Genomic DNA, 22,973 nt, shown 5'->3' with positions numbered 1-22,973 from the left:
GACAGGTCCGGGGCCTTCCGCGCACCGCTCTTAGTAGACCGGCTTCTCGGGCTCGATCTGGTGGACCCAGCCGATCACGCCGCCGCCGACGTGGACCGCGTCCGCGAAGCCCGCGGACTTGAGCACCGCGAGGACTTCCGCACTGCGGACACCCGTCTTGCAGTGCAGGACGATCCGCTTGTCCTGCGGGAGGTCCTGGAGGGCGCTGCCCATCAGGAACTCGTTCTTCGGGATCAGACGCGCGCCCGGGATCGAGACGATCTCGTACTCGTTCGGCTCGCGGACGTCGATGATGTCGATCTTCTCGTCCGCGTCGATCCACTCCTTGAGCTGCTTGGGAGTGATCGTCGAGCCGAGCGCCGCCTCCTGGGCCTCCTCGGACACGACGCCGCAGAAGGCCTCGTAGTCGATGAGCTCGGTGACGGTCGGGTTCTCGCCGCAGACCGCGCAGTTCGGGTCCTTGCGGACCTTGACCTGGCGGTACTGCATCTCCAGGGCGTCGTAGATCATCAGGCGGCCGACCAGCGGGTCGCCCACGCCGGCCAGGACCTTGATGGCCTCGGTGACCTGGATGGAGCCGATGGACGCGCACAGCACGCCCAGGACGCCGCCCTCGGCGCAGGACGGGACCATGCCCGGCGGCGGGGGCTCCGGGTAGAGGCAGCGGTAGCAGGGGCCGTACTCGGACCAGAACACGGAGGCCTGGCCGTCGAAGCGGTAGATCGAACCCCACACGTACGGCTTGTTGAGCAGCACGCAGGCGTCGTTCACCAGGTAGCGCGTGGCGAAGTTGTCGGTGCCGTCGACGATCAGGTCGTACTGGCTGAAGATGTCCATCACGTTGTCGGCCTCGAGCCGCTCCTCGTGAAGGATCACGTTCACGTACGGGTTGATGCCGAGCACGCTGTCGCGCGCCGACGCGGCCTTGGAGCGGCCGATGTCGGCCTGGCTGTGGATGATCTGGCGCTGGAGGTTCGACTCGTCGACCTCGTCGAACTCCACGATGCCGAGCGTGCCCACGCCGGCGGCGGCCAGGTACATCAGCGCCGGCGAGCCGAGGCCGCCGGCGCCGACACACAGCACCTTCGCGTTCTTCAGCCGCTTCTGCCCGTCCATCCCGACGTCCGGGATGATCAGGTGGCGGGAGTACCTGCGGACCTCGTCTACGGTGAGCTCGGCAGCCGGCTCGACCAGGGGTGGCAGCGACACGGGGACTCCGGTGGTCGGTATGTCAGTACGGTTGTTCTCCCCGTAACACTGCCACGCCCCTTCTCATTCCGAGACACCCGGTCCGATCCGCGAGACGATTTCGTCCCAGTAGCCGGGCAGCGTGTGGAATTGGTCGCTTTGTCCCGGGCGGCCGGGACGGTCCGTGAAGAAGATCGTCCCCGCCCCCTGCCAGCGGGCGATCCGCAGCGCCTCGTCCAGGTGGGTGCGCGGGACGCCGTGGACGAGGTGGACGAACTTGGCCTCCGTGTACTCGGCGGTCCACTCCGCCACCTGCGACCAGCGGTAGTCCACCCACGAGCCGGCGAAGGTCACCAGCTGGTCGGCTGCCTCGGCGTACCCCGGGTGCGGGTGGGTGCCGTGGCCGAGGACGAGGTGGGCCTCGCCGCCGAGCACGGCCTCCAGGGTCGCGGTGAGCCGCCGCGTCCCGGCCAGGTCCGCCCGGTCGGCGGGGGCCCGGTCCAGGTAGAAGCCGCCGACCTTGTACCAGTCGAGGAAGCGGTGGGCGTCCGAGACGAGCTCTCCGAAGGGCCGCGAGCCGTACGCGAGGTCCAGGTGCCCGAGGACCCTGACCCCGGCGTTCCGCAGCTTCCCGGCCGCCTCCAGGCAGTGCGGGTCGGGGCGGCTGCCGGGGCCCTCCGCCACGTTGAGCACCGCCCAGTGCAGCGGGGTCCCGGGGCGGGTCAGCTCGGCCCACTCGACGGGGGCGAGCAGCGGATGCGCGTAGCCGGGGACGCCGAAGCCCAGTGCCTGGACGGCCCCGGTGGCCGTGGACGTCGTCAGATGCGACACGCCGCCTCCATCCAGATGTCGGCGAGGGACTCCTCCAGGTTGATCCGGGGCCGCCAGCCGAGCCGGTCGCGGGCGGTGCGGACGTCGGCCTGCTGCCAGGGTCCGCAGCCGTCGGGGTACGGGTACGGGGCGGAGGCCAGCTGGTCGGCGATGGTCCCCTCCGTGCGGGGGGCGCCGATCATCGGGCGCTGCGGGATGCCGTGCGGGGCGTCCAGCTCGTGCAGGTTGCCGGCGTAGCCAGCCACCCGGGCGAGGACGGCGGCCGCGTCCCGGAGCCGGACGGCGCGGCCGGTGCCGATGTTCACGACGCCCTGGGCGGCGGAGAGGGAGGCCGCGTGGACGGCCCGCGCCACGTCCCGTACGTCCACGAAGTCCCGCTGCACCCCGAGGCCGCTGAGCTTGAGCTCGCCGTCCCCGGCCTGCATCGCGCGGCGCATCGCCTCGGCGAGGCGGCCGAGCGGGGAGCCGGCGGGCGTGCCGGGACCGACCGGCGAGAAGACGCGCAGCACGACGGCGTCGAGCCCGGAGCCGAGGACCAGTTCGGTCGCGGCGAGCTTGGACACGCCGTACGGGCCGCCGGGGCGCGGGATCGCGTCCTCGGCCGTGGAGGAGCCGGGCTGGCTCGGCCCGTACTCGGAGGCGCAGCCGACCTGGACGAGCCGGGCCCCGCAGCCGCTGCGGCGCAGGGCCTCGCAGACGGTGGCGACGGCGACGGTGTTGTGCCGGGTCAGCTCGCGCGCGCCGCCGCGGGTGGCTCCGGCGCAGTTGACGACGACCCCGGGGTGGACGGCGTCCAGGAAGCGGGTCAGCGCGCCGGGGCTGCCGGAGGCGAGGTCGAAGCGCACGTCGGCGTCGTCGCCCCGGCCGAGCGCGGTGAGGTGGACGGCCGGGTCGGCGAGCAGCCGGTCGGCGACGAAGCGGCCGATGAAGCCGTTGGCTCCGAGCAGTAGCACCCTCATCGTGCGGCCCCTACGTGCCGACCGGCCGGTCCTTGGGTTTGAGGGGTCATGGTCTTCGGTCTCCTTGCGGGGTGATGAGAGAGGTGTCGGGGCGCGCCCGCGGCGTCGGCTCCGCGGGTGGGCGGGGGATTCACGGAGTGGCGTGGGCGGAGGCCCGGGCGAGGGCGCCGGTCGCGTGGGCCAGGAGGCCGAGCGCGGCGGCGCCGCAGACGAGGGTGGGTACGGCCCCGGGGCCCCAGGTGTCGACGAGGGCGCGCACGGGGACGGCGAGCGCGTCGAAGCCGGGGACGGGGACGCGGGCGGCGAGGACGCTCGCGAGGGCGAGGGCCTCGGCGGCACAGGCGGCGGCGAGAGCGGCGGCGGCCGTCTCGGGGAAGCCGTGGACGGTGAGGAGCCGGGCGAACAGCAGGAGGGCGCCGAGGGCGAGGGCCCCGGGACTGAAGCCGGTGAGGGCGAGCAGTCCGGCGAGGGCGAGGAGCTGGAGGGTCACGGTGCCGAGGAGCAGCGGCCGGGTGGCGGCGGCGAAGTCGGCGAGGCCGCGGCTGTCGGCGATCCGGCGGCGGGCCCGGCTCGCGAAGAGGTGGGCGCCCCAGGCGGCGGGGGCGACGGCGAGGGCGAGGCCCAGGAGGGGGGCGGGGGCGAGCTCCCAGGGCCCGTCGGGGCCGCCGCTGAGGACCTGCTCCAGGAGTCCGTCGCCGCCGACCGCGTACGCCAGGAGCCAGAGGGTCCAGAGCCGGGCGGCGGGAACGGTCCCTCCTTCGGGGGCGCGGAAGGGGCCGCGTCGGACGGCGAGCAGCAGTGCCGCGCCGAGGGCGAGTGCCCCGGCGGCGCCGACGGCGAGCCGGACGGGCCCGTAGCTGAAGGTGAGTCCGAGGCCCGCGAGCCCGGCGACCCCGCCGGGGGCGAGCGCGGCGAGCGCGGCGAGCGCCCAGGGCGCCCGTGCCCGCTCCGGCTGCGCGGCGGGCGCGGGCCCGCCCTGTCCGCGCGGCACGCGCGCGTACAGCTCCTCGGCGAGCGAGAACACGTCCCGGTGCCGGAACCGTGCGGCGGTCCGGTCGGTGAACCCCTGCGCTTCGAGGCCGGCGGCGATCTCCAGCGGGTCGACGGCCCGCTCGCAGAGCTCGCGGTGCCGGTGCATGAGCACCTTGACGGGGTCGGCGTTCCCGCGGCGGGGCCGCGGGGCGGCGCCGGGCGCCGATGCCGAGCCGGGCGCCGGTGCCGAGCCGGGCGCCGGTGCCGAGCCGGGCGCCGGTGCCGAGCCGGGCGCCGATGCCGAGCCGGGCGCCGATGCCGCGGCCGGCTCCGCCCTCCACGCGGCACCCCGCACCGGGGCGTCGCCGCGGTCGGTGGGCTGCCGGTCGGGACCGGGCTCCGGTGGCAGTGCAGCGGTCGCTTCCGGCGTACCGTCCGAGCCGGGCCCGGCCGCTACGGCCCGGTGCCCGGCGCCGTCCGTGCCCGGCGCGGCCCCGGCCGTGCCGTCCGCCGGCCCGGCCGGGGCCGGGCGGGGCGCGGTGCCGTCGGCGCCCGGTCGGGCGCGGTCCTCGGGTCCCGCCGGGTCCGGCGCGACGGCTGCCGGCTCCGTCGGGTCCACCTCGTCCGGCGCCGGGAGCGGGGCCCAGGCCGTGCCGGGCCGAGGGGGCGTATCGGTGGCCTCCCCCGGGGCCGGGGCTATCCCGGAGGGTGCGGCGTCGACGGGGCCGTCGGGGGCGGCGGCGCGCAGGTCGAGGGTGCCGGCCGTCGCGCGGGCGGGGGCTTCGGCCGTACAGAGAGGAGTGCGGGCGGGGGCGCCGGCCGTAGAGAGAGGAGTGCCGGCCGTACGGGCGGGGGCTTCTGCCGTACCGGCAGCGGTGTCGGCGGTCAGGGCAGGTGTGTCAGCCGTACCGGCAGCGGTGTCGGCGGTCAGGGCGGGGGTGCCGAGGAGGGCTTCGGAGCGGGCGTCCCAGGCTCCGGGGCTCGTCGGGGCGGCGGAGCCGCGCATGGGGGTGCCTCCTTCAGGCATCGGGGGCTCCTGTCCCCGCGGTCACGGCCTTGTGCGCCCAGCTGCCCGGCACATGGGCCTCGGCCGGGTGGGCGAAGGGGACGCCGTCCCCGGGGCGGTGGCGCACCGGCGCGTGGGAGAGGAGTTCGAGGTAGATGCCGCGGAACGCGGCGAGGTTCTGTTCGACCGTGAAGAGTTCGAGCGCGCGGGCGCGGGCCGCGGCGCCGAGCCGGTGGCGGCGCTCGGGGTCGCGGAGCAGCGCGAGGCACGCGTCGGCGAGCGCCCGGGGGTTGCGCGGGGGGACGACGAGGCCGGTGCCGCCGATGATCTCGACGACGGCGCCGACGTCGGTGGAGACGGTGGCCCGTGCGCAGAACATCGCCTCGACGAGGCTGGCGGGGAAGCCCTCGACGACGCTGGACATGACGACGAGCGCGCCGGAGGCGTACGTGTCCTCCAGGGTGGGCGCCTCCGGGCCGCCGAGCTCCTCGAAGGTGACGGGGTTCTCGCCGACGGCGTGCGCCCCGGAGGCCTCGTCGGGGAAGAGCTGCGCGGCGAGCCCCTTGCAGTACGTGAGGTAGGCGCCGCCGCCGGGTTCGCGGACGGGCACGGCGACGATCCGCAGCCGGGCGTCGGGCTGCCGGGCCCGGATCTCGGCGAAGGCGTGGAGGAGCCCGATGAGGTCCTTGGCGGGTTCGACGCGGCCGACCCAGACCAGGGTGGCGGGGTCGCCGCTCTCCTCGTCCTCGCCGACCTCGGCGAAGCGGTCGGCGGCCATGCCGGGGTGGACGGTGCGGATGCGGGCCCGGTCGGCGCCGCACTTCTCCTGCCAGCGGCGGGCGTGGGCGTTGCCGGGGGTGAGAAGGGCGGCCTGTCGGTAGATCTCGCCGGCGAGCCGGCCGTGGAGGGCGGCGAGCAGGGCGCGCAGGGGGGCGGAGCGGTCGGCGCCGGCCGCCGCGAGGTAGTGGGCGCGCAGCGGAACGCCGTACTCGGTGACGAGCAGCGGAGTGCCGAAGAAGCGTTTGGCCAGCAGGCCGGGGAGGGCGGTGGTGCCTCCGGCGGCGGCGTGGCAGAGGTCGGCCGCGCCGAGCGCCTCCTCCTCGTACCAGTCGAGGGAGAGGGGGCGCAGGGCCCGCTCCAGGTGCTCGGCGAAGGCGAGGTGGTCGGGAAGTCCGGCCGCGGCCGCGCCCTGGCGTGCGCCGGGGGCGCGGCAGGCGGCCTCCAGAGCGCGGACGGCGTCGTCGGAGCGGAGCGCGCCGGGCAGTCCGCCGCGTTCGCGGGCGAGTTCGGCGAGGGCGTAGAGCCCGCCGGCGAAGGAGGTCTCGTCGCCGCCCTCGCTCGCGTCGTCCTCGGCGCAGAGTCCGGTGGCGAGCCGGCGGTAGGCCTCGATGAAGCGGCGCCGCTCGTGGCGTCCGTAGGCCCGGCGGGAGGCGCGGTGCTCGCCGAGCGCGGTGCATCCGAGGAGGCCCTTGGGGGCGGTGGCCGCGTCGGGGCCGCCGAGGTCGGCGGTGCGGGCGAGGCGGGCGTTCGGCGGGAGGGGCGGCGTCGTGCCGGTCCCGCCGAGGGCGTAGAGGTCGAACTGGTGCTGTCCGAGCCCGCGTACGAGCCGTTCGCACCAGCGTCCGGACTCACCGGTGGCGTACGGGTAGCCACCCTCCGTGAGCAGTCCGATCCGCACGCGTGCACCCCCGATCTCCCTTGACGACGGCCACCGTTGGTCCGGTGACTCGCAGCGGGAAGAACGTAAGCGGAGACACCGGTGGTGCGACGGACGGTTGTCCGTCGCACCACCGGAAGGGGTGAATGCACGTAACTTTCCCACCCCGGTCGCGTTCTGTCGCGCTACGCGGCGGAACGGTCACGGAGGGTCAGGCAGCGGCCAGCTCCTGGCGGCGCCCCCTGCGCTCCGCCGCGAGGACCGGGTCGAGCGAGGGGACGGCGGCGAGCAGCTGCCGGGTGTACGGATCCTGCGGCGCGCCGTACACCTCCCCGACCGTGCCCTGCTCGACGATCCGGCCCCCGCGCATGACGGCGACCCGGTCGCTGACCTGCCGGACGACCGCGAGGTCGTGGGCGATGAAGACGAGCCCGAGGCCGAGTTCGGCCTGGAGTTCGGCGAGCAGCGCGGTCACCTGGGCCTGGGTGGTGACGTCGAGCGCGGAGACGGGTTCGTCGCAGACGATGAGGCGGGGTTCGGCGGCGAGCGCGCGGGCGATGCCGACGCGCTGGCGCTGGCCGCCGCTGAACTCGTGCGGGTAGGCCTCGTACCGGTCGGGGTCGAGCCCCACCCGGTCGAGCAGTTCCCGCACCCGGCCCCGTATCCGGGCCTCGTCCCGCTCCCCCGCGATGCGCAGCGGGTCGGCGACGGACTCGCCGACGGAGCGCCGCGGGTTGAGGGAGGCGACCGGGTCCTGGAAGACCATCTGGAGCTCGCGGCGGTACGGACGCAGCTCCCGCTCCGGCAGGGCGCCGAGCTCCGTGCCCCGGTAGCGGAGCCGGCCGCCGGTCGGGTCGAGGAGCCGGACGAGCATCCGGCCGAGGGTGGTCTTTCCGCTGCCGGACTCGCCGACGACGCCGAGGGTCTCGCCGGCGCGGACGGTGAGGGAGACCCCGTCGACGGCGGTCACGGCGCGCTTGCCACGGCCGAACTCCCGCCGCAGGTCGACCGCTTCGAGCAGTACCTCGCCCTGCTGCGAGGGGGTCCGGGCCGGTCCGTCGAGCCGTGGCACGGCGGAGAGCAGTGCGCGGGTGTACGGCTCCGAGGGGGCGCCGAGCACCCCGGCGACGGGTCCGCGCTCGACCTCGCGCCCCTCGCGCATGACGAGCACCTCGTCGACGCTCTCGGCGGCCACGCCCACGTCGTGGGTGACGAGGAGCAGCGCGGTGCCCGTCTCGCGCCGCAGTTCGTGCAGCAGGTCGAGGATCTGGGCCTGCACGGTGACGTCGAGGGCGGTGGTCGGTTCGTCGGCGACGAGGAGCTTCGGCTCGCAGGCGAGGGCCATCGCGAGGAGGGCGCGCTGTCGCATGCCGCCGCTGAACTCGTGGGGGCGGGAGCGGGAGCGGCGCGCCGCGTCGGGGATGCCGACCCGGCCGAGGACCTCGATCGCGCGGGCCCGGGCGGCCTTTCTGGATCCAGGATGGTGGATCCGGTACACCTCGGCGATCTGGTCGCCGACGGCGTAGTACGGGTCGAGGGCGGACAGCGGGTCCTGGAAGACCATGGCGGCGACCCCGCCGCGCAGTCTCCGGAGCTCGCCCGGTCCGGCGGCGCCGACGTCGATGCCGCCGACCCGCACGGTGCCGCCGACGCGCGCGCCGGTGCCCCGGTGGAGGCCGAGGAGGGCGCCGGCGACGGTGGACTTGCCGCTGCCGGACTCGCCGACGAGGGCGAGCGCGCGGCCCTCGCCGAGGGTGAAGGAGAGCCCGTCGACGGCCCGTACGGTGCCGCCGAACTCGACGGTGAGGCCGTCGACTTCGACGAGCGGCGTGGTGGTGCGGAGCGTCATGTCAGGGCGACCCTTCGGTCGGCGAGGGCGTAGAGGAGGTCGGCGACGACGTTCGCGAGGACCACGGCGACCCCGGTGAGGAGCACGATGCCCACGACGATCGGCAGGTCGATGTGGCGGACGCCGTCGATGAGGGTCTTGCCGAGCCCGGGGATGCCGAAGAGCGACTCGGTCAGCACGGCCCCGCCGAACATGGTGCCGAGGTCGATGGCGCTGAGCGCGATGACCGGCGGCACGGCGCCGCGCAGCGCGTGGCGGGCGACGACGGACCGCTCCCCCACCCCGTACGCGCGGAAGGTGCGGATGTGGTCCTCGGCGAGCGTCTCCAGGGTGGAACTGCGGGTGAGTCGCGCGTACTTGGCGGATTCGAAGAAGCCGAGGGTGAGCCACGGGAGCAGCATGTTCCACGCCCACTGCTCGGGGTCCTCGCCCAGCGGCACGTACGAGGGGAAGGGCAGCCACTGGAGGTAGGCGCAGACGGCCATGAGCAGCAGCAGGCCCAGGATGAAGACGGGCGTGCCGGTGCCGGCGAGGGTGAGCAGGGTGAGGGTCCGCTCGGTGAGTCCGCCGCGGCGGAGCGCGGAGAGCAGTCCGGTGCCGATGCCGATGACGAGCCAGATCACCATGGCGCCGAGGGCGAGCGAGGCGGTGGCGGGCAGCCGGTCCAGGATGAGCTCGGTGACCTGCTGGTCGGTCTGGTACGACAGGCCGAGGCAGGGCGCGTCGCAGTGCAGGACGCCGGTGCCGGTGGAGTAGTCACGGCCGGCGAGAACGCCCTGGAGGAAGTGCAGGTACTGGGCGAACACGCTCTCGTTCAGGCCGAGTTGCTCACGGACCTGGGCGATCTGCTGCGGGTTGCAGCGTTCGCCGCAGGCGAGCCGGGCGGGGTCGCCGGGCGCGACGTAGAAGAGCGCGTAGACGAGGACGGAGAGCGCGAGGAGGACGAGCGCGGCGCCCGCGAGCCGCTTCAGGGCGTAGCGGGTCATCGGGAGGTCTCCTTTCGCGTGCCCACGCCGAGCCGGCCGGCCTCGCGCGGGTCGAGGGCGGTGCGGACGGCGTCGCCGAGGACGGTGAAGGCGAGCACGGTCACGAAGAGCAGTCCGGCCGGGAGCAGTACGTACGCCGGGTCGGCCCGGAACCAGGTCTGCGCGGTGGACAGCATCTGCCCCCAGGAGGGGGTGGGCGGGGTGACGCCCACGCCGAGGAAGGAGAGCGAGGCCTCGACGACGATGTCGGTGGGGACGAGGATCGCGGCGTACGTGATGACGGGCGCGGCGAGCGAGGGCAGCAGCTCGCGCCGGGCGGTCCGCCACCGCCCCGAGCCGGCGAGCCGGGAGGCGGCGACGAAGTCGAGGCCCTTGAGGGTGAGGGTCTGGGCGCGCACGATCCGGGAGGTGCCGGCCCAGCCGAGCAGCCCGATGACCAGGATGAGCAGCAGCGGGCGCGGGAAGTCGCGGGGGACGACCGCGGTGAGCGCGATGGCGAGGACGAGGAACGGCAGGGCGAGGAAGACGTCGGTGATCCGGCCGAGGGCGCCGTCGACCCAGCGGTTGCCGAGTCCGGCGGCGAGGCCGACGAGCAGCCCGACCAGGACCTGGACGACGGTGGCGCCGAGGGCGACGAGCAGCGAGATCCGGGCGCCGTACAGGAGCCGGACGAAGAGGTCGCGGCCGGTGCCGGGTTCGACGCCGAGCCAGTGTTCGGCGCTCGCCCCGCCGAAGGCGCCGTACGGGACGCCTCCGCGGGCCGAGTCGACGAGGTCGTCGTGGTACGTGTGCGGGTCCTGGCCCGCCACGGCGGCGAGCAGCGGTGCGGCGAGGGCGAGGAGGACGAGCAGCAGGAGGACGGCGGCGGAGACGAGGGCGGCCGGGCGGGTGCGGAGCCGTCGCCACACCTGCCGGGCGGCGCCCGTGGCGGGGAGGCCCGCCACGGGCGCCGTCGTGTCGGTCAGGGTTGTCACTTGACCGCGACCTGCGAGATGTCGAGGACGCCGGTCCAGTCGCTGATGACGACGTTCTTGATGTCCTTGCCGACGAGCCGCTTGTAGACCGGGTGGAAGAGCGGCACGTCGAGCGCCTGCTCGCCGATCTTCTTGTCGAGGGCGCCCCAGCGGGTGGCGGCGGCCTTGAGGTCGGTCAGCTTGTTGATCTCGTCGATCTCCTTGTTGACCGTCGGGTCGTTCAGCTGCGCGTGGTTGTAGTTGGAGCCGTTGGTGACGATCTGGCGGCCGTCGAAGATCGGCGCGAGGAACGGGCCGCCGGCCGGCCAGTCGGCGCCCCAGCGGGAGAGGAAGAAGCCGGGGGCGTCCTTGACGCTCCAGCGCTTCTCGTTGAAGGAGTTGGGCTCCTGTCCGTCGAGCTTGACGGTGATGCCGGCCTTGCCGAGGGCCTCCTGGACGGCGGTGGCGATCTCGGGGCTGGTGGTGCGGTTCTGGGCGGTGGAGTGCAGCAGGGTGACGGTGAGCCCGTTCGGGTAGCCGGCCTGCCGGAGCAGCTCCTTGGCCTTCTCCGGGTCGCCCGTCCTCCCGGCCGGGAAGTGGTCGTACGGCGTGAAGCCGAAGGCCTTCTGCTCGGGCAGGAAGGTGGTGGCGGGCTCGGCGAGCGCGGAGCCGCCGGCGGCGTTGACGACGCTGGTGCGGTTGACGGCGTACGCGATCGCCTGGCGGACCTTGGGGTTGTCGAAGGGCTTCACCTTCGGGTTGAAGGCGATGTAGTTGGTGAAGCCGAAGCGGCCGGTGCCGACGCGGGCGGCGAGCGCCTTGTCGGAGCCGACCTGGGCCAGTTCGGCGGGGCCGAGGTTGGTGTCGGTGGTGACGGCGGCGGAGTCGGCGCCGGAGGAGGTGGCGAGGCGCTGGTTGATGACGGCCTCGTCGAGCCCGGACCTGACGTCGATCCGGTCCGGGTAGGCCTTGCGCTCCTCGTCGGTCTTCGGGTCCCAGTGCTCGTTGCGCTCCAGGACGAGGCGCTCGCCGTCGTTCTCGTTCTTCACGACCTTGTACGGGCCGGAGGAGACCGGGTGCTCCTCGTACCTCGCGCCGGTGTCCTCGGCCTTCGGGACGGGCGCGAACTGGGTCTGGGTGGCGACGAAGGGGAACTCGCCCTCGGGCTTCCTCAGCTTGAAGACGATGGTCCGGGCGTCGGGCGTGACGATGGACGCGAGGCCCTTCTTGTCTTTGTACGGGCCCTGGTACGTGTCGCCGCCGACGAGCCAGTCCCGCAGGTAGGGGGCGCCGCCGGAGAGTTCGGCGGCGAAGGAGCGCTCGATGCCGTACTTGATGTCGGCGCTGGTGATGGCCGTGCCGTCCTCGAACTTCAGGCCCTCCTTCAGCGTGTACGTCCACTCGGTGGCGTCCTTGTTGGGGCGGCCGGTGTCGGTGGCGAGGTCGGGGACGACCTGGGTGCCGGCGGCGCCCGCCTCGCGGTTGCGGGTGGTGAGCGTACGGAAGACGAGGGAGGGGACGTTGCCGCCGCCGGAGGTGTAGAGGCGGGCCGGGTCGAAGTCGCTCTGCGCCTCGTTGTTGAGGACGGTGAGCGTGCCGCCCTTCTGCGGGGCGCCCGCGGCCTTGCCGGAGGTACCGCCCTTGGCGCCTGCGTCCTCGGGACCGCAGGCGGCGGCGCCCGAGGCCAGGACGACACTGACGGCGGCCGCTGCCACGCGGCGCGAGATGACGGACGAATGACGCATCGGAAAGAGACCTCTCGGGGTGAACTGCGGGAAAGGGAAAGGACATTCCGCAGGCACGGGGAAACAGCCCGAAAGGGGGGGGCGGCGCCTGCGGGAATGAAGAACCCGGGCGCGGCGAGAAAAGACAGAAAGCCGACGAGCGCTCGGGCTGCGTCAGCTACAGAGAATGTCGGCGACCGTGTGTCCGGTCACGCCGAAGAGCGCCAGCTCGAGGGCGGCGCTGCCGGAAACGGCGTGACGGGGCGACATGCCGAGAAATATGGACGAACGCGTGATCGATGTCAACGCGCCTCCCCGTCATCCCGAGACAGCCGTCTCGGGATGCGGACACCCGTGGACCGGGTGACCCGTCAACTCGTGGGATAGACCCAGGGGTTGGGGCGGCACTTGATCCCGTCGATGTTCAGTGACTTCGTCTGCTGCTGCATCACGGGGGCGAGGGCACCCGGCGTACTGCAGCTCACGTGCCCGTGCCCGAGCCGGTGTCCGACCTCGTGGTTGATGAGCATCTGGCGATAGGCGTACATCGCCTTCGGGCCGAAGGTGTCCGAGCCCTTCGCCCAGCGGAAGGCATTGATCATCACGCGCTCGGTGGAGGCCGAGTCGCAGGAGACGTTGTCGACGGTGGTGTCGAGCCCGGACTTCCTGCACCAGTCGCCGGTGGTCCCCGGGCTGGCGAGGGTGATCACGAACTTCGGCTCGCCGCTGGAGATGCGCTCGAAGGTCATCTCCCCCTGACCGGCCCAGCTGCGCTTGTCGTTGAGGGTCTTCTGCACGGCGTCGGCGAAGAGCTTCGGATCGAGGCCGAGCCCCTTCTCGACGTCGACCCGGTAGCGGATCAGCTGCCCCTTGCCGGGCGCCTTCTGCAGGCCGGGCACCGCCTCGAACTCCCCGGAACCCTTCAGCTTCGGGTCGATCGGGAACTGCCGGGTCATCAGCTGCTCGTACGTCGGCGGGGTGGCCGCGGGCGCCGGTTTCGCCGGCACGGCCCGGTCGTCGGAGCGGGAGGCGGAGGTCTCGTCCGCGGGCCGCTCGGCCGGACTCCTCCCGGCGGCGGGGGCGGCGGTCGGGGACTCGTCCCGGTCGGTGACCTGTCCGGCGACGACGACGGCGAGGACGGTGGCGACGGCGGCGGCCGCGACTCCGGTGAGGGTGCGACCGAGACCGCCCCGGCCGGCCGGGGCCTCCGTCTCCGGCTCGTCGACGGCGCTCTCGTGGCGGGGCTCGGGGATGAACGGCGCCTGGACGTCGGCCTGTTCGGGCGCGGCGGCCCGGGGGGCGCCGTGCCGGGGGCCGTAGGTCCCGGGGCGCGGCGCGGAGGTCTCGTCGTGCTGCGGGTGGCCGCCCCGTACGGACGCCCCGTAGACGGGAACGCCGTGCGCGGGGGTGCCGGGGGTGCCGTGCGCGGGGGTGTCGGTGGCCCCACCGGCGTACACGGGGGTGCCGTGGGCGGGAGTGCCGTGCCGCGGCGGACCGTACCCGGGGGCGCCCTGGGCGGGCCTGCCCTGCGCGGGGGCACCCTGTGCCGGCCTGCCCTGGACCGGCCTGCCCTGCGCGGGAGCGCCCTGGACCGGCCTGCCCTGCGCGGGCCTGCCCTGCGCCGGGGCGCCGTACTGCGGGGTGCCGTACTGCGGGGTCCCGTACTGCGGGGTGCCCTGCGCGGGAGTGCCGTACATCGGCGTGCCGTGCGCCGGGGTCCCGTACCCCTGTGCGCCCGTGGCGTCCTGGCCGCCGCCGCCCGTGGACCTGCGGCGCCGTCCCGTCCCGGGCGGCGGTCCCGCCTGGCCCGTCCCCGGCCCCGTGCCCGTCCCGACCGCGGTCTGTTGCCCGGTGTCGGCCACTGAGGGCGCGGAGCCCTTGCGACTATGTCGTCCCACGCCCCGGATCAGCTCCCGCCGTCATCGGCGATCAGGTCCCGGACGGCCTGCGCGACCGTCTCCGGGTACTCCATCATCGCCACGTGCCCCGCCTCGGGGAGGGTCAGCAGGCGCGAGCCGCGGAAGGCCGCGGCGGCCTTGCGGGCCATCCGGTACGAGACGAGCCGGTCGCGCCCACCGTAGACGAGGAGCGTCGGGGCGAGGACCCGTTCGGCCTGGCGCCAGAGTCCGTGCTGCCCGCCGAGGGTGTACGCGTCGACGATGCCGCGCGAGGAGCGGGCCATGGCGTCCCAGAAGTAGGGGAGCTCCAGGCGCCGCTCCATCTCCTCGACGGCGTGCCGGAGGCCCTCCTCGGTGACCTGGCCGGGGTCCCCGTAACAGAGCGAGAGGACGCCCTTGACCCGCTGCTCGGCGGTCCAGTCCTTGGTGAGCTTCGCGAAGAACGAGGCGATGCCGGGCACCGCGAGCAGCGCGGTGGGCCAGGCGGTGCGCTGGGCGCGGAGCTCGGGCAGTGCCGGGGAGACGAGGGTCAGGGTGCGGACCAGGTCGGGCCGGACGGCGGCGACCCGGGTGGCGACGGCGCCGCCCATCGAGTTGCCGACGAGGTGGACCGGTCCGCGGCCGGCGGCGTCCAGGAGCCGGATGACGGCGCGGGCGTGCCCGGTGACCGAGTAGTTGCCGTCGTCGGGCGGCGGGGAGTCGCCGAAGCCGGGCAGGTCGACCGCTTCGCCGTCCACCTGGTCCGCGAGCAGCGGCATCAGGGCGGACCAGTTCTGCGAGGAACCGCCGAGGCCGTGGATGTACAGCGCGGGCGGCAGTCCGGGCCGGTTCCCCGGCCGGGCGCGCACGGTGAGGGTGAGTCCGGGCAGCGCGACGGAGCGGAGCTCCTCGCCGTCGGCGACCCGTACGGCGCGGTTCCGCGACGCGGGTGGTGCGGCGGCGGTCCGGGTTTCCGGCAGCTCGGTCGAGGACATGGCCGCAATATTACGAGACGATCACGCGCGGACGTGTGTGGGTGCGGTCACAGGTGCGTGTGCGGCATGGCGCGTTCGCTCCTAGGCTCGAAGGGAGGGCCATCGGGAGCACCGCGACCCTCACCCCCGGGAGGAACCGCATGACTGTCGATCCGAGCGAGCCGGACACATTCACCGAGGAAGAGGTCGCCGTGCTGGACCAGGAGATCCCGGAGGCCGACGCTGCCGAACAGCACACCGAACTCCAGCAGCGCGACGACGAGCAGCCCACCCATCTCGAGCACGATTCGGCGAACGAGGCAGACGCGTCCGAACAGGCGCGGGTCGTCACCCTCGACGAGGACGACTACCGCTGAGCGGACCGCTCCCGCTGATTTGTTCGGTTTAATCTTGAATCGACTGTCGACCTGGGCGTCCGGTCCGTGAAATTCTGCGTTCGCACCGCGCACAGCCGGGTTACCCAAAAGTACGATGGCGGCGCGGCGCGACAGCGCGCATGGATCGATTTTTGGGAGGCCGCGTGAGCGCCATCGAGCAGACAGAGGCAGCACGCCCCCGGGGCACGCGCCTGCCGCGACGTGCCCGACGGAATCAGCTGCTCGGCGCGGCCCAGGAGGTCTTCGTCGCGCAGGGGTACCACTCGGCCGCCATGGACGACATCGCCGAGCGGGCCGGTGTCAGCAAGCCGGTGCTGTACCAGCACTTCCCCGGAAAGCTGGAGCTGTACCTCGCCCTGCTCGACCAGCACTGCGAGTCCCTCCTCCTCTCCGTGCGCACGGCCCTGGCCTCCACCACGGACAACAAGCTCCGGGTCGCGGCGACGATGGACGCGTACTTCGCGTACGTCGAGGACGAGGGCGGCGCGTTCCGCCTGGTCTTCGAGTCCGACCTGACGAACGAGCCGGCCGTACGCGAGCGCGTGGACCGGGTCAGCCTGCAGTGCGCCGAGGCCATCTCCGACGTGATCGCCGAGGACACCGGTCTGTCGAAGGACGAGTCGATGCTGCTCGCCGTCGCTCTCGGCGGGGTCTCCCAGGTCGTCGCCCGCTACTGGCTGTCGAGCGGCTCCGGCATCCCCCGCGACAAGGCGGTCGGGCTGCTCACCTCGCTCGCCTGGCGCGGCATCGCCGGTTTCCCGCTGCACCCGGTGGACGGCCAGCTGAGCGCCGAGGGCCACTGAGCGCTCCCGCGCGCATCATTCCCGGAGTCTGTTCGCTCCTGGCGTGCGGCGGCTGACCCGTGCGGGTCCCCTCACCGGGCTAATGTGTGCAGCGTACGGCGCGGGTATTCGCGCAACGCTGACCGTTCGGAGGGACATAGCCGTGGAGGTCAAGATCGGCGTGCAGCACGCACCCCGGGAGATCGTTCTGGAGAGCGGGCAGTCCGCCGAGGAGGTCGAGCGCGCGGTGGCCGACGCGCTGGCCGGCAAGGCGCAGCTGCTCAGTCTCTCGGACGAGAAGGGCCGCAAGGTCCTCGTTCCGGCCGAGAAGATCGCGTACGTGGAGCTCGGCGAGCCCGCCGTGCGCCGCGTGGGTTTCGGCGCGCTCTGAGCCCGGGATCTGACGGGAAGGGCCCGGTGGACCGCTTCGGTCCACCGGGCCTTTCGTCTGTCCGTACTCCCTGTACTCCCACGTCAGGAGGTACGGGAGGATTGCGTTCCGGACGCCGGGGGTAGGACGCCCTTGACCGCACCACCCGCCCCGCACCCCTCGCGAGGTGATCCGCCGTGTTCCTGGAAGTCCTCGGCTCCGCCCTGCTCGGTTTCGCCCTCGCCTGGGCCGCCGTCCAGCGGCTTGCCGACCGCCTCCCCGTCCGGGGGAGAGTCCTCGCCACCGGCGCGCTCGGCGGGGTGTTCGGCGCACTCGTCACGCACGGGGCGCTCGGCCCCGGCCACTTCTTCGCCACCCTGATCGGCGCGGTCGCGGTGGCGGCGGTGCTGCTCTCGCTGCTGATCCGCCCGGCCTCCCGCCGACTGCGCCGATCAGCCGCTGTCTGACCGGCGCTCGCGCCTCAGGCGGCCAGGCCCAGCGCGGCCATGCGCTTGGTGTGCGCCTCGGTGATCCGGGAGAACATCCGGCCGACCTCCGCGAGGTCGAAGCCGTCCGCCACGCCGCCGACCAGCATCGTCGAGAGCGCGTCGCGCTCGGCCACCACGCGCTGCGCCTGGGAGAGCGCCTCGCCCATCAGCCGGCGCGCCCAGAGCGCGAGCCGGCCGCCGACGCGCGGGTCGGCATCGATCGCCGCGCGGACCTTCTCCACCGCGAAGTTGCCGTGGCCGGTGTCGTCGAGCACCGCGAGGACGAGCCCGCGCGTGTCCGAGTCGAGCCGGGCCGCGACCTCCCGGTAGAAGTCACTGGCGATCGAGTCGCCGACGTACGCCTTGACCAGGCCCTCCAGCCAGTCCGACGGCGCGGTCAGGCGGTGGAAGTCGTCGAGCGCCTTCGCGAAGGGCTCCATGGCCGAGGTCGGCTCGGCGTCGACGGCCGCGAGGCGGTCCCGCAGCCGCTCGAAGTGGTGGAACTCGGCCGAGGCCATCTTCGCCAGCTCCGCCTTGTCCGCGAGGGTCGGCGCCAGCTTGGCGTCCTCGGCGAGCCGCTCGAAGGCCGCGAGCTCTCCATAGGCGAGGGCGCCGAGGAGGTCGATCACGGCGGCGCGGTACTGCGGCTCGGTGGAAGCCTCCGCCCAGTCCTTGGCGGCGATCCCGGTGGGTGTGGCGTTGTCAGGCGTCTCCATGGAGCGCACAATAGCCCGCTCGCGCGGCCCGGGAAGGCCCTGGTCAGTCAGTGTGACCGTGCCCTCATCGCGATTTCCCCCGACACACATGCGCGAATCCGGGGTACAGTGATAAGGCGCCTGCTGAGTATGCGGACATGTTTTCGCACGTTCGGACGTATTCGGTGGGCCGACTCATGAATGAGGATGCCCGGTCGGTGGCCCGATCGGCTCCGGCCCGACAGCCCTTCCGGCGGACCCGCGGAAGGGTCACCCTCAGCGGTACGACGCTCGAGCGACGGCAGTGGTCCCGTGCCACCCGGCGGTGATCTCCCCTGATCCCCCCGGAAGATCCCGGCACGGTACGACCCCCTTCGTTCGCCTCGCACCGCGTCTCACAGAAGAGGCAGCACCCTGACTACGACTTTCCGTGAACTCGGAATCCTTCCCGAGACGGCCGAGGCCCTCGAGGCCGTCGGCATCGTCACCCCCTTCCCCATCCAGGAGATGACCCTCCCGGTCGCCCTCACCGGCACCGACGTCATCGGCCAGGCCAAGACCGGCACGGGCAAGACCCTCGGTTTCGGCCTCCCCATCCTGGAGCGCGTCACCGTCCCCACGGACGTCGAGGCCGGCCGGGCCAAGCCCGAGCAGCTGACCGACGCCCCGCAGGCGCTCGTCGTCGTCCCCACCCGCGAGCTGTGCCAGCAGGTCACCAACGACCTCCTGACCGCCGGCAAGGTGCGTAACGTCCGTGTGCTCGCCATCTACGGCGGCCGGGCGTACGAGCCGCAGGTCGAGGCGCTGCAGAAGGGCGTCGACGTCGTCGTCGGCACCCCCGGCCGCCTGCTCGACCTGGCCGGCCAGCGCAAGCTCGACCTCTCGCACGTGAAGGTCCTCGTCCTCGACGAGGCCGACGAGATGCTCGACCTGGGCTTCCTGCCCGACGTCGAGAAGATCATGAACATGCTTCCGGCGAAGCGCCAGACCATGCTGTTCTCGGCCACCATGCCGGGCGCCGTCATCGGTCTCGCCCGCCGCTACATGTCGCAGCCGACGCACATCCGCGCCACCTCGCCCGACGGCGAGGGCGTGACCGTCGCCAACATCAAGCAGCACGTCTACCGCGCGCACAACATGGACAAGCCGGAGATGGTCTCCCGCATCCTGCAGGCCAACGGCCGCGGGCTCGCGATGATCTTCTGCCGTACGAAGCGCACGGCGGCCGACATCGCCGAGCAGCTGGAGCGTCGCGGCTTCGCCTCGGGCGCCGTCCACGGCGACCTGGGCCAGGGCGCTCGCGAGCAGGCCCTGCGCGCCTTCCGCAACGGCAAGGTCGACGTGCTCGTCTGCACCGACGTCGCCGCGCGCGGCATCGACGTCGAGGGCGTCACCCACGTCATCAACTACCAGTCGCCGGAGGACGAGAAGACCTTCCTCCACCGCGTCGGCCGCACCGGCCGCGCGGGTGCGAAGGGTACGGCGGTGACGCTGGTCGACTGGGACGACATCCCGCGCTGGCAGCTCATCAACAAGGCGCTCGGCCTCGACTTCCACGACCCGGTCGAGACGTACTCCAGCTCCCCGCACCTCTTCGAGGAGCTGGACATCCCGGCGGGCACCAAGGGCATCCTGCCCCGCGCCGAGCGGACCCGCGCGGGTCTGGGCGCGGAGGAGCTGGAGGACCTGGGCGAGCCCGGCGGTCGCCGTGGCCGCGCCCCGAAGGCCGCCGAGAAGACCGAGGAGCGCCCGGACCGCACGCGGACCCCGCGCCAGCGTCGCCGCACCCGTGGCGGCGAGCTCGGTGACGCCCCGGCGTCGGCGGCCCCGGCCGTCGAGACCGCGGCCGTCGAGACCCCTGCCGACGAGGCCCCTGCCGAGTCCGGCCCGCGCACCCCGCGCCGTCGCCGTCGCACCCGCGTCGGCGCCCCGGGCTCCGCGCCGGCCGTGACCCGGACCACCACGGCCGTCGCCGAGGCCCCGGTCGCCGTCAAGGCCGCTGTCGCCGAGGCTCCGGTCGCCGTCAAGGCTCCGGTCGTCGAGGTCGCGGCTGCCGCCGAGGCGCCGGCCGCCAAGGCGCCCGTCGTCGAGGCCCCGGTCTTCGAGGAGCCGAAGGCCCCCCGTCGCCGGAGCCGTGCCGCCCGTCCGGAGGCCGTGCCGGCCGCCCCGGCCGACCGGGCCCCCGCGGCCCCGGAGCCGGCTCCGGCCCCGCGCCGCCGCCGTGCCCGGGTGGCGCGTCCGGTCGAGGAGACCGTGTCGTTCCAGACGCCCGAGACCGCCGCGGCCGCCCTGATGGCCAAGCGGTCCGTCGAGGCGCCGGTCGTCGAGGAGCCGAAGGCCGAGGAGGCCCCCCGGGCTCCCCGTCGCCGCGCGGCCAGGAAGGCCGTCGCGGAGCCGGTCGTCGAGACCGTCGCCGCGCCGGTGGCCCAGCCCGTCGCCGTCGCCGAGGCCCCGGCCGTCGCCGAGGTCCCCGCGCCGCGCCGCCGCCGTACGGCCACCAGGCCCGCCGGGTCCCCGGTGACCGCCGCGGCTCCCGTCGTCGAGCCCGTCGTCGAGGCGCCGGTCGCCGAGCCGGTCGCCGAGGCCGCACCGCGCCGCCGTCGTCGTACGGCCACGCGGCCCGCCGGCTCCCCGGTGACCGCCGAGGCGCAGGTCGTGATCGTCGAGGCCCCGGTCGTCGAGGCCGTCGCCGCTCCGGTCGTCGAGGAGGCCCCGAAGGCTCCGCGTCGCCGCACCACCAAGAAGGCCGCCGTCGTCGAGGCCCCGGTCGTCGAGGCGCCGGTCGCCGAGGCCCCGGTCGCCGAGACCGTGGCGGAGCCGGTCGTCGAGGAGGCCCCCAAGAAGGCCGCCCCGCGCCGCCGTACGGCGAAGAAGGCCGTGGCGGAGCCGGTCGCCGAGACCGTCGAGGCGCCGGTGACGGAGGAGGCCCCCAAGGCTCCGCGCCGCCGCACCACCAAGAAGGCGGTCGCCGCCGAGGCTCCGGACGCGTCCGAGCCGAAGGCTCCGGCGCGCCGCCGTACGACGAAGAAGGCCGCGGCCGCCGAGGCCGAGGCGCCGGCGACCGAGGAGGCCCCCAAGGCTCCGCGCCGCCGCACCACCAAGAAGGCGGCGGCTCAGCCCGAGAGCTGATCCCCGTCCCGTGACGCCCGAGCGGCCCGTCCCCACCAAGGGGCCGGGCCGCTCGGTCGTACCCCGGCCGACCCGGGGAGGAACGGCCTGCCCCGGCCCGGCGGACTCCCCCGCTCCGCCCCGCTCGGCCACAGCGACCCCGCGCCGTTACAGTCCAGATATGAGCAAGCCCCGTTCCCTCGTCCTCCCGCCCCGCACCCGTGCCCGCCGCCTGGAGACCGCGCGCGGCCGGTTCGCCGTGCTCGACACGGAGCCCGCGGGCGAGCGGCGGGGCACGGTGCTGCTGCTGCCCGGCTACACCGGCAGCAAGGAGGACTTCCTCGCGCTGCTCGGCCCGCTGAGCGAGGCCGGGTACCGGGCGGTGGCCGTGGACGGGCGCGGCCAGAACGACACACCGGGCCCCCGGGGCCGGGCCGCCTACCGCCGCAAGGCGCTCGCGCTGGACGCGGTGGCGCAGGCCGCGGCCCTCGGAGACGGTCCCGTGCATCTGGTCGGCCACTCGTTCGGGGGCCTGGTGGCCCGCGCTGCGGCCGCCCTCGCGCCGGGCGCCTTCCGCTCGCTCACCCTGCTCTCCTCGGGCCCCGGCCGCGTCGCCCGGCCGCAGCGGATCCGGGTGCGGGTGCTGCGCGCCGCGCTCGCGGTGCTGCCGAAGGAGCGGGTGTGGCAGGCGATGTGCTGGCTGGACAGCCGGGGCGAGGAGCCGGACACGGGTGACACCCCGGAGCTCACGGGCTTCCTGCGGCGGCGCTGGATGCGTACCCGTATCGCCCAACTCGCGGGCGCAGGGCGGCTGCTGCTGGACCGTCAGGACGGTACGGAGGAGCTGGCCGCGCTGCGGACGCCGCTGCACTTCGCGTACGGGGCGGACGAGATGGTCTGGTCGCCGGCGGACCTCACGGTGGCGGCCGCCCGCACGGGCGCGCACCGCACGGTGGTGGCGGGCGCCGGCCACTCCCCCAACGTCTCGCACCCCCAGGAGCTGACGGACCGCCTGACCGGCTTCTGGGAGGGCACGGACGACCCCGCGGGGGCCGCCCCCGCGGGCGGCACCCCGGCTGGGGTCAGTACTGCGCCTTGAGGTGCTGCCAGAAGCCGTCGCGCAGCGAGCGCCGGAGCGAGGAGTGGCCGCGCAGTGAGCGGCTGAGCAGGCGCTCCGCCTCGACGAGCAGGTCCTGGTCGACCGGCCCGGGCAGGTAGGGCGCGCCCGGCAGGAGTTCGGCGAGCCGGTCCCGGCCGCGCTCGGCGAGCCAGGTCGCGGCGATCTGGGCGCCGACGAAGCGCACTTCCTCGCGGGAGGGCGGCGGCTCGCCCTCGTTCTCGTACGTGGTGACGGGCCGGCGCGTGACGTACGGGCGGCAGAAGTCCAGCTCGAAGGTGCGCTGGCTGTCGACCTCCCAGAGGAGCGCCTCGGCCTGGTTGCGTCCCTCGGCGGCCTCGATGCCCCAGAGGTGGACGCGGGCCCCGTAGCCCTGGGCGGCCTCGACGGCCGAGACGAGGTCCTCGTCGCCGCCGACGAGGGCGGCGTCGCTGATGGCGCGGTGGCGGGCGAGGGACTCCAGGTCGGTGCGGATGAGGGAGTCGACGCCCTTCTGCTGGTTGTTGGCGTTGAGGTTGCCGAGGCGGACCTTGACGTCGGGGAGCTCGGCGATGACCTGCTGCTCGGGGGTGTGGATCCGGCGGCGGGCCCCGTCGTACCAGTAGACGCGGAGCAGTCTGCTGTCCGCGAAGATCGTGCGGGCCGTGTCGATGAAGGCCTCGATCAGGCCCTCGGCGTCGAGGTCGAAGGAGCGTCGGTCCTCGGTGCCCGCCACCAGCAACCCGGCCGCAGCATGGACGTAACCTGCGTCGACGAAGATGGCGTGGGTCGAGGGGGTCTTGGCCACCTCGGCCAGCATCCGCTGCAGGAGCTCATTGGTGCGCTCCAGACGGGCGTCCAGGGCGTGCAGGCGGGCGTCGGTCGCGGGCGGCTGAGTGGTGTCTGCGTCGTTCATACGGGGCTCATTGTCCGCCGCTCCGGGCCCGGCCGCCACACCCCCCTACCCATTGGTAGTTAGCCATCCGAAAATTTTCCTTAGCGTAAGGAATGTTTGCAGGGTGCACGTCGTTGGACCCATACGTAACGCAGTTCTCCATCA

At 74.0% G+C, this 22,973-nt stretch carries 20 protein-coding genes; 6 read left to right on the top strand and 14 right to left on the bottom strand.

What is annotated here, in order from left to right:
* Positions 1-30: 30 nt before the first annotated feature.
* The 12 genes from moeZ to ACN9M0_RS24175 all read right to left on the bottom strand — a co-directional run bounded on the left by moeZ (position 31) and on the right by ACN9M0_RS24175 (position 14,997).
* Positions 31-1,209: an adenylyltransferase/sulfurtransferase MoeZ gene (gene moeZ, locus ACN9M0_RS24230; RefSeq protein ID WP_366041957.1), complete on the bottom strand. Its 1,179-nt coding sequence runs from the start codon at positions 1,207-1,209 to the stop codon at positions 31-33.
* Between the two features lie 63 nt (positions 1,210-1,272).
* Positions 1,273-2,019 (bottom strand): spherulation-specific family 4 protein, encoded by a 747-nt coding sequence (locus ACN9M0_RS24225; RefSeq protein ID WP_366041959.1) that lies wholly within the window; start codon positions 2,017-2,019, stop codon positions 1,273-1,275.
* Entirely contained in the window at positions 2,007-2,978 is a 972-nt protein-coding gene (locus tag ACN9M0_RS24220) for an NAD-dependent epimerase/dehydratase family protein (RefSeq protein ID WP_366041960.1), read from the bottom strand. The genes ACN9M0_RS24225 and ACN9M0_RS24220 overlap by 13 nt, the downstream gene beginning before the upstream one ends.
* Before the next feature lie 130 nt (positions 2,979-3,108).
* Positions 3,109-4,956, bottom strand: coding sequence for a hypothetical protein (locus ACN9M0_RS24215; RefSeq protein ID WP_426404185.1), 1,848 nt, complete (start codon positions 4,954-4,956; stop codon positions 3,109-3,111).
* Between the two features lie 13 nt (positions 4,957-4,969).
* The gene (locus ACN9M0_RS24210; protein ID WP_366041962.1) at positions 4,970-6,634 is read right to left on the bottom strand and encodes a glycosyltransferase; all 1,665 of its coding nucleotides are present in this window, start codon (positions 6,632-6,634) and stop codon (positions 4,970-4,972) included.
* 190 nt (positions 6,635-6,824) lie between these two features.
* On the bottom strand, positions 6,825-8,462 hold the full coding sequence (locus ACN9M0_RS24205) for a dipeptide ABC transporter ATP-binding protein (RefSeq protein WP_426404184.1): 1,638 nt from the start codon (positions 8,460-8,462) through the stop codon (positions 6,825-6,827).
* Entirely contained in the window at positions 8,459-9,448 is a 990-nt protein-coding gene (locus ACN9M0_RS24200; protein WP_399701052.1) for an ABC transporter permease, read from the bottom strand. Before ACN9M0_RS24200 ends, ACN9M0_RS24205 begins: the two co-directional genes overlap by 4 nt.
* Positions 9,445-10,422, bottom strand: coding sequence for an ABC transporter permease (locus tag ACN9M0_RS24195; RefSeq protein WP_366036368.1), 978 nt, complete (start codon positions 10,420-10,422; stop codon positions 9,445-9,447). Before ACN9M0_RS24195 ends, ACN9M0_RS24200 begins: the two co-directional genes overlap by 4 nt.
* Entirely contained in the window at positions 10,419-12,146 is a 1,728-nt protein-coding gene (locus ACN9M0_RS24190) for an ABC transporter substrate-binding protein (RefSeq protein WP_366036367.1), read from the bottom strand. Before ACN9M0_RS24190 ends, ACN9M0_RS24195 begins: the two co-directional genes overlap by 4 nt.
* A gap of 153 nt (positions 12,147-12,299) precedes the next feature.
* Positions 12,300-12,395, bottom strand: a complete 96-nt coding sequence (locus ACN9M0_RS24185; protein ID WP_426404183.1) for an Ms4533A family Cys-rich leader peptide — start codon at positions 12,393-12,395, stop codon at positions 12,300-12,302.
* A 101-nt stretch (positions 12,396-12,496) separates the two neighbouring features.
* Positions 12,497-14,023 carry a DUF3152 domain-containing protein gene (locus tag ACN9M0_RS24180; RefSeq protein ID WP_426404182.1) on the bottom strand — a complete coding sequence of 509 codons (1,527 nt, stop codon included), beginning with the start codon at positions 14,021-14,023 and terminating at the stop codon, positions 12,497-12,499.
* A gap of 8 nt (positions 14,024-14,031) precedes the next feature.
* Positions 14,032-14,997, bottom strand: a complete 966-nt coding sequence (locus ACN9M0_RS24175; RefSeq protein WP_366036365.1) for an alpha/beta fold hydrolase — start codon at positions 14,995-14,997, stop codon at positions 14,032-14,034.
* A 140-nt stretch (positions 14,998-15,137) separates the two neighbouring features.
* Between ACN9M0_RS24175 and ACN9M0_RS24170 the strand changes: the two genes are divergently transcribed.
* The 4 genes from ACN9M0_RS24170 to ACN9M0_RS24155 all read left to right on the top strand — a co-directional run bounded on the left by ACN9M0_RS24170 (position 15,138) and on the right by ACN9M0_RS24155 (position 16,993).
* Positions 15,138-15,353 (top strand): hypothetical protein, encoded by a 216-nt coding sequence (locus ACN9M0_RS24170; protein WP_366036364.1) that lies wholly within the window; start codon positions 15,138-15,140, stop codon positions 15,351-15,353.
* A 164-nt stretch (positions 15,354-15,517) separates the two neighbouring features.
* Positions 15,518-16,177, top strand: a complete 660-nt coding sequence (locus ACN9M0_RS24165; RefSeq protein WP_366036363.1) for a TetR/AcrR family transcriptional regulator — start codon at positions 15,518-15,520, stop codon at positions 16,175-16,177.
* A gap of 142 nt (positions 16,178-16,319) precedes the next feature.
* Positions 16,320-16,547 carry a DUF3107 domain-containing protein gene (locus ACN9M0_RS24160; RefSeq protein ID WP_189800025.1) on the top strand — a complete coding sequence of 76 codons (228 nt, stop codon included), beginning with the start codon at positions 16,320-16,322 and terminating at the stop codon, positions 16,545-16,547.
* Positions 16,548-16,723: 176 nt separating this feature from the next.
* Positions 16,724-16,993 (top strand): hypothetical protein, encoded by a 270-nt coding sequence (locus ACN9M0_RS24155; protein WP_366036362.1) that lies wholly within the window; start codon positions 16,724-16,726, stop codon positions 16,991-16,993.
* A gap of 14 nt (positions 16,994-17,007) precedes the next feature.
* On the opposite strand, the gene ACN9M0_RS24150 is transcribed toward ACN9M0_RS24155, so the two are convergent.
* A complete protein-coding gene (locus tag ACN9M0_RS24150) occupies positions 17,008-17,730 on the bottom strand; it encodes a ferritin-like fold-containing protein (RefSeq protein ID WP_366036361.1) in 723 nt (240 codons plus the stop codon).
* A gap of 486 nt (positions 17,731-18,216) precedes the next feature.
* Between ACN9M0_RS24150 and ACN9M0_RS24145 the strand changes: the two genes are divergently transcribed.
* Entirely contained in the window at positions 18,217-20,838 is a 2,622-nt protein-coding gene (locus ACN9M0_RS24145; RefSeq protein ID WP_426404181.1) for a DEAD/DEAH box helicase, read from the top strand.
* A gap of 160 nt (positions 20,839-20,998) precedes the next feature.
* Positions 20,999-21,916 carry an alpha/beta fold hydrolase gene (locus ACN9M0_RS24140; protein ID WP_366036359.1) on the top strand — a complete coding sequence of 306 codons (918 nt, stop codon included), beginning with the start codon at positions 20,999-21,001 and terminating at the stop codon, positions 21,914-21,916.
* On the opposite strand, the gene ACN9M0_RS24135 is transcribed toward ACN9M0_RS24140, so the two are convergent.
* On the bottom strand, positions 21,900-22,829 hold the full coding sequence (locus ACN9M0_RS24135) for an NYN domain-containing protein (protein WP_426404180.1): 930 nt from the start codon (positions 22,827-22,829) through the stop codon (positions 21,900-21,902). The genes ACN9M0_RS24140 and ACN9M0_RS24135 overlap by 17 nt on opposite strands.
* Positions 22,830-22,973 lie beyond the last annotated feature (144 nt).

It is taken from the genome of Streptomyces sp. R-07 (assembly GCF_049913175.1).
Taxonomy (GTDB): Bacteria; Actinomycetota; Actinomycetes; order Streptomycetales; family Streptomycetaceae; genus Streptomyces.
The sequence above is the reverse complement of the archived record's forward strand: the minus strand, read 5'-3'. Positions and strand labels throughout refer to the sequence as shown.

Excerpts from the sequence above, each read along its gene's own strand:
- ACN9M0_RS24170 (WP_366036364.1), top strand. The coding sequence starts at position 15,138 with ATGACTGTCGATCCGAGCGAGCCGGACACATTCACCGAGGAAGAGGTC.
- ACN9M0_RS24220 (WP_366041960.1), bottom strand. The coding sequence starts at position 2,978 with ATGAGGGTGCTACTGCTCGGAGCCAACGGCTTCATCGGCCGCTTCGTC.
- ACN9M0_RS24145 (WP_426404181.1), top strand. The coding sequence starts at position 18,217 with ATGACCCTCCCGGTCGCCCTCACCGGCACCGACGTCATCGGCCAGGCC.
- ACN9M0_RS24185 (WP_426404183.1), bottom strand. The coding sequence starts at position 12,395 with ATGTCGCCCCGTCACGCCGTTTCCGGCAGCGCCGCCCTCGAGCTGGCG.
- ACN9M0_RS24205 (WP_426404184.1), bottom strand. The coding sequence starts at position 8,462 with ATGACGCTCCGCACCACCACGCCGCTCGTCGAAGTCGACGGCCTCACC.
- ACN9M0_RS24135 (WP_426404180.1), bottom strand. The coding sequence starts at position 22,829 with ATGAACGACGCAGACACCACTCAGCCGCCCGCGACCGACGCCCGCCTG.
- ACN9M0_RS24175 (WP_366036365.1), bottom strand. The coding sequence starts at position 14,997 with ATGTCCTCGACCGAGCTGCCGGAAACCCGGACCGCCGCCGCACCACCC.
- ACN9M0_RS24140 (WP_366036359.1), top strand. The coding sequence starts at position 20,999 with ATGAGCAAGCCCCGTTCCCTCGTCCTCCCGCCCCGCACCCGTGCCCGC.
- ACN9M0_RS24190 (WP_366036367.1), bottom strand. The coding sequence starts at position 12,146 with ATGCGTCATTCGTCCGTCATCTCGCGCCGCGTGGCAGCGGCCGCCGTC.
- ACN9M0_RS24215 (WP_426404185.1), bottom strand. The coding sequence starts at position 4,956 with ATGCGCGGCTCCGCCGCCCCGACGAGCCCCGGAGCCTGGGACGCCCGC.
- ACN9M0_RS24150 (WP_366036361.1), bottom strand. The coding sequence starts at position 17,730 with ATGGAGACGCCTGACAACGCCACACCCACCGGGATCGCCGCCAAGGAC.
- ACN9M0_RS24200 (WP_399701052.1), bottom strand. The coding sequence starts at position 9,448 with ATGACCCGCTACGCCCTGAAGCGGCTCGCGGGCGCCGCGCTCGTCCTC.